The sequence below is a fragment of the Mycobacterium sp. genome (assembly GCF_049802695.1).
In the GTDB taxonomy this organism is placed as follows: Bacteria; Actinomycetota; Actinomycetes; order Mycobacteriales; family Mycobacteriaceae; genus Mycobacterium.
On the sequence record NZ_JBARMY010000379.1, the window covers coordinates 1 to 5,137 of the forward strand.

Consider the following 5,137-nt stretch of genomic DNA (forward strand, 5'->3'; position numbering starts at 1 on the left):
AACCTGGGCGTCGCGGGTGGGCGCCGAGGTGGTGCGCGGAGCAGAAGGCGCCGACCCGGCGTCGGTGGCCTTCGACGCCGTCGACAGGGGCATAGCGGCGGGCGCCGACGTCGTCGTCATCGACACCGCCGGACGGCTGCACACCAAGACCGGCCTGATGGACGAACTGGGCAAAGTCAAGCGGGTGGTGACCCGGCGCGCCGCCGTCGACGAGGTGCTGCTGGTGCTCGACGCGACCATCGGGCAAAACGGGCTCGCGCAGGCCCGAGTATTCGCCGATGTGGTCGACATCACCGGAACGGTGCTGACCAAGCTGGACGGAACGGCCAAGGGCGGCATCGTCTTCCGGGTGCAGCAGGAACTCGGCGTTCCGGTGAAATTGGTGGGGCTGGGCGAGGGTCCGGACGACCTGGCGCCGTTCGAGCCGGCCGCGTTCGTCGACGCTTTGCTTGGCTGAATTCGCAGCGCAGAACAGACGTTACTTCACCGAAACACGCCGGCACTGATGCCGAAACAACGACTTTGCATTGTCGTCGAAGTCAATCGGTCATGCCCCTGGCTGCCGAGGTGGCGCCAACCGGAGGTGAAGAGCAGTGGATCAATTCCCGACCATGGGTGTTCCCGACACCGGCGACACCGCCTGGATGCTGGCCAGTTCGGCCTTGGTGCTGTTGATGACGCCGGGACTGGCGTTCTTCTACGGCGGGATGGTCCGCGTCAAGAGCGTGCTCAACATGATCATGATGAGCATCATCGCGATGGGCGTGGTGACGGTGCTGTGGGTGCTCTACGGCTACTCACTGGCCTTCGGTGACGACGTCGGCAACGTCGCCGGTAACCCGACCCAGTACTGGGGCCTGAAGGGTCTCATCGGAGTCAATGGTGCCGCCGCCAGCGGCAGCACCCCGAAGACCGACATCGCGCTGGCGGGCACCCTGCCGCAGACCGTCTTCGTGGCGTTCCAGCTGATGTTCGCCATCATCACGGTGGCACTGATCTCCGGAGCAGTGGCGGACCGGTTGAAGTTCGGCAGCTGGACGATTTTTGCCGGGCTGTGGGCCACCATCGTCTACTTCCCGATCGCGCACTGGGTGTTCGCGGGTGACGGAGTAACCGCGGCCCACGGTGGCTGGATCAACAACAAACTGCACGCCATCGACTTCGCGGGTGGCACCGCCGTCCATATCAATGCCGGTGTGGCGGGTCTGGTGCTGTGTATCGTCCTGGGTAAGCGCAAAGGCTGGCCGGCCAATCCGACGCGACCGCACAATGTGCCGTTCGTGATGCTGGGTGCGGGACTGCTGTGGTTCGGCTGGTACGGGTTCAACGCCGGGTCGGCCACCAGCGCCAACGGGGTCGCCGGGACAACATTCATCACCACCACAGTGGCCACCGCCGCAGCAATGCTGTCCTGGCTACTTACCGAGCGCATTCGCGACGGGCATGCGACAACGCTCGGGGCGGCTTCGGGCATCGTGGCCGGACTGGTCGCGATCACACCCTCGTGTTCGTCGGTCAACGTAGTGGGCGCACTGGTGATCGGGTTCGTGGCCGGCGTGCTGTGTGCTTTGGCGGTCGGCCTGAAGTTCAAGCTCGGCTTCGACGACTCGCTGGATGTGGTCGGTGTCCACCTGGTCGGCGGAATCGTCGGCACACTGCTGGTGGGACTTGTTGCTGCACCGCAGAGTCCCGCTATCGCCGGGGGCGGGGGTCATACGTCGGCCGGGTTGTTCTACGGTGGTGGCTTCGAGCAGCTGATCCGGCAAACCATCGGCGCGTCGAGTGTCTTCGCGTTCTCGGCCATCGGCACGCTCGTCATAGCTCTGGTCATGAAGTACACCATCGGGCTGCGAGTTAACGCGGAGGAAGAAGTCGCGGGCATCGACGAAGCCCAGCACGCTGAGAGCGGCTACGACCTCGGGATAGTCGGCGTTTCGGTTCCAGCAGCACACCCGGCGGAGGGAAGAAAATATGAAGCTGATCACCGCGATCGTGAAGCCGTTCACGCTCGAGGACATCAAGACGAGCCTGGAGCAGGCGGGTCTGTTGGGGATGACGGTGAGCGAAGTTCAGGGCTACGGTCGACAGAAGGGGCACACCGAGGTCTACCGGGGCGCTGAGTATTCGGTCGACTTCGTGCCCAAGGTGCGGGTCGAGGTCCTGGTCGACGACTTCGCGGTGGACAAGGTTGTCGACAGCATCGTCCGGGCCGCACGCACCGGCAAGATCGGCGACGGCAAGGTGTGGGTCAGTTCCGTGGAAACGGTTGTGCGCGTGCGCACCGGCGAACGGGGAGCCGACGCGGTATGAGATCCACCGAGAGCGCCTGATTCGACCGAACGGGCATGGGACAACGCCGACCCGATCCATCCGGGCCCTCGCAATCGGACTCCGCAGACTCGCAGTCCGCAGGCAAGACCGCCTGTCCGGCGACCGATTTAGCGGCTGCCCGGGAAGAGCTTCTGCACGGCGCGCAACATCCGCTGGAAGCGGGCGCGCTGCGTGAGGCGTGGCAGGAACTGCACGAATTCTGGTTGACCGCCAAGGCGGCCCAGATCGGTATCACCGCGGACAGCGGATTCGCGATCATCGCGACCGGTTCGCTGGGACGCCGTGAGTTGCTGCCATATTCCGACCTGGATCTGTTGCTGTTGCACGACGATCTGCCCGCCGACAGGGTGGGTGAGGTCGCCGATCAATTGTGGTATCCGCTGTGGGACGCCAACATTCGTCTCGACCACAGTGTGCGCACGGTCAACGAGACCCTGCAGGTCGCCGATACCGAAGTGTCCGCGGCGTTGGCCATGCTGGAGGGACGCTACATCGCCGGCGACGGCAGGCTATCGGCGTTGCTCGTCGACGGTGTGCGCCGGCAGTGGCGCAACACCATCCCGTCACGGTTCGCGGGGCTGGTCGAAGAGACAGAAGCGCGTTGGCGCCGTAGTGGCGAGATCGCCCACCGTGCCGAGCCGGACCTCAAACTGGGTCGCGGCGGAATGCGCGACGTTCAGCTGCTGGACGCGCTGGCCGTCGCCCAGCTCACTGATCGCCTGACCGTCGGGGAAGCCGACAATCTGGTCGGGTCCCTGACCAGCGCTTACCGCATACTGCTCAACGTGCGCACCGAGCTTCACCGTGTCTCCGGCCGCGGCCATGACCAATTGCTGGCCCAGTACGCCGACGAGATCAGCGCCGCCCTGGATTTGGGCGACCGGTACGACCTCTCCCGCACAGTGTCCGACGTGGCCCGCACCGTCAGTTACCGCGTCGACGCCGGGTTGCGGACCGCTGCGAACGCATTGCCACGCCGGGGGATGGCGGCGATACGGCGGCGACCGCGCCGACCGCTCGACGAGGGCGTCGTCGAATCAGGCGGTGAGATCACGCTGGCCCGAGATGCCCGGCCGACAAGCGATCCCGGTCTGGTATTGCGGGTGGCCGCAGCGTCTGCGGTGACCGGGCTGCCCATCGCTGCCTCGGCGCTGAGCCGATTGGCCGACACCGCGCCGGAGTTGCGTACCCCCTGGCCGCGCGAGGCGTTGGAGAATCTGCTGGTCCTGCTTGCCGCCGGTGCGGCCACTGTTCGCACGATCGAGGCACTCGACCGCACCGGGTTGTGGGGCCGGCTTTTCCCGGAATGGAGCGCCATCCGAGACCTTCCGCCCCACGACGTCATTCACATCTGGACAGTGGACCGTCACCTGGTCGAAGCGGTTGCGCGCGCAAGGGTTTTCACCACCCGGGTGGCACGACCGGATCTGCTGGTGCTCGCGGCACTCCTGCACGACATCGGGAAAGGCCGCGGTACTGATCACAGCCTGATCGGGGCTCAGCTGGTCAAGCAGATCGGCACCAGGCTGGGTATGTGGCCTTCCGACGTCGAGATGCTTTCGACGTTGGTGAGCCAGCACCTGTTGTTGTCGAAGATCGCGACCCGCCATGACCTCAACGACCCCGACACCATCAACACTGTCTGCAAGGCGTTGGGCGGGGACCCGGTGGTACTGGACGTGCTGCATGCGCTGACCGAGGCCGATTCGTTGGCGACCGGGCCCGGGGTATGGAGTGATTGGAAGGCGTCGCTGGTCGGCGACCTGGTGCGCCGGTGCCGATTGGCGATGGCCGGCGAGCCGTTGCCACAAGCGGATCCCGTTGATCCCGAGTACCTTTCGCTGGCCGCCGACCATGGTGTGCATGTGCAGCTGCGGCGCGCCAACGGCAAGCGTCTCTACCACGCGGTGATGATCGCCCCGGACCAGCGAGGGCTGCTGTCGAAGGCCGCGGGGGTGCTGGCGCTCAATTCGCTGCGGGTGCATTCGGCGTCGGTGAACATTCACAAGGGCGCGGTGATCAACGATTTCATGGTGTCCCCGCAATTCGGGTCGCCCGCAGCTGAGAAGCTGCTGCGCCAGCAGCTCGTCACCGCGCTCGACGGTGATGTCGACGTCCTGGGCGTGCTTGAGCAGCGTGGCCAAGACGCCGCCCGGGCAGAGTCGGCCGTCGGGTCGACGATGCAGGAAGGCGTGCCGGTCAATCCCTCGACCGCCCCGCCGCGTATCCGGTGGTTCGACGGCAACGCGCCCGGACGCATGATTGTGGAGCTCCGCGCCCCTGACCGGCCGGGCCTGCTGGCGTTGCTCACCGGTGCGCTGGAGCGCTCTGGGACCGACATCGTCTGGGCCAAAGTCGCCACGCTGGGGTCGACGGTGGACGACGTGTTCTGCGTTGTGCTGCCCACGGCTGAGGCCGCCCCGGACGTCCGTGCGGCGGTGGAGCGCGATCTGTACGCCGTGCTGAACTCGGCGGTGGCCGAAGACCGCGCAGACCGGGTCAGCTAGCGCAACGACGACCGGTCAATAGCACGCGGCCGGTGCGACGGAACGCTCCGCGGCACCGGCCCCGTTTTGACCTGAGGTGTCGGTTTACCCGACGCCGACTGGCTTGGGCATCACGATGGGCTTGGTGCCGTAGCGGGGGCCGCCGAAGCCGAACCCGCCACGCCCGGCGTTGGCCATCGCCGGCATCCCGGCCGGCACCGCGTTCACCGGTGCGGGGCCTTCAGCACCGGCGGTCCAGCCGCTGCCAGCGAGGGTAACCGGCTCCGGGGTGGCGCCCGACCAGCCGGCCGGCACTGACA

4 protein-coding genes and 1 pseudogene are annotated in these 5,137 nt (G+C 66.5%); 4 read left to right on the forward strand and 1 reads right to left on the reverse strand.

The features are described from left to right. The 4 genes and pseudogenes from WA317_RS15585 to WA317_RS15600 all read left to right on the forward strand — a co-directional run. A pseudogene (locus WA317_RS15585) lies at nt 1–457 on the forward strand (signal recognition particle-docking protein FtsY); the annotation flags it as partial. A gap of 136 nt (nt 458–593) precedes the next feature. Then, a complete protein-coding gene (locus tag WA317_RS15590; protein WP_425173888.1) occupies nt 594–2,120 on the forward strand; it encodes an ammonium transporter in 1,527 nt (508 codons plus the stop codon). Next, nucleotides 2,029–2,310: a P-II family nitrogen regulator gene (locus tag WA317_RS15595; RefSeq protein ID WP_425173891.1), complete on the forward strand. Its 282-nt coding sequence runs from the start codon at nt 2,029–2,031 to the stop codon at nt 2,308–2,310. The genes WA317_RS15590 and WA317_RS15595 overlap by 92 nt, the downstream gene beginning before the upstream one ends. A gap of 35 nt (nt 2,311–2,345) precedes the next feature. Next, nucleotides 2,346–4,838, forward strand: a complete 2,493-nt coding sequence (locus WA317_RS15600) for a [protein-PII] uridylyltransferase (RefSeq protein WP_425173889.1) — start codon at nt 2,346–2,348, stop codon at nt 4,836–4,838. Nucleotides 4,839–4,922: 84 nt separating this feature from the next. Here WA317_RS15600 and WA317_RS15605 read toward each other — a convergent pair. Next, nucleotides 4,923–5,137, reverse strand: a 215-nt coding sequence (locus tag WA317_RS15605) for a PPE family protein, SVP subgroup (protein WP_425173890.1), incomplete at its 5' end; no start/stop codon positions are given.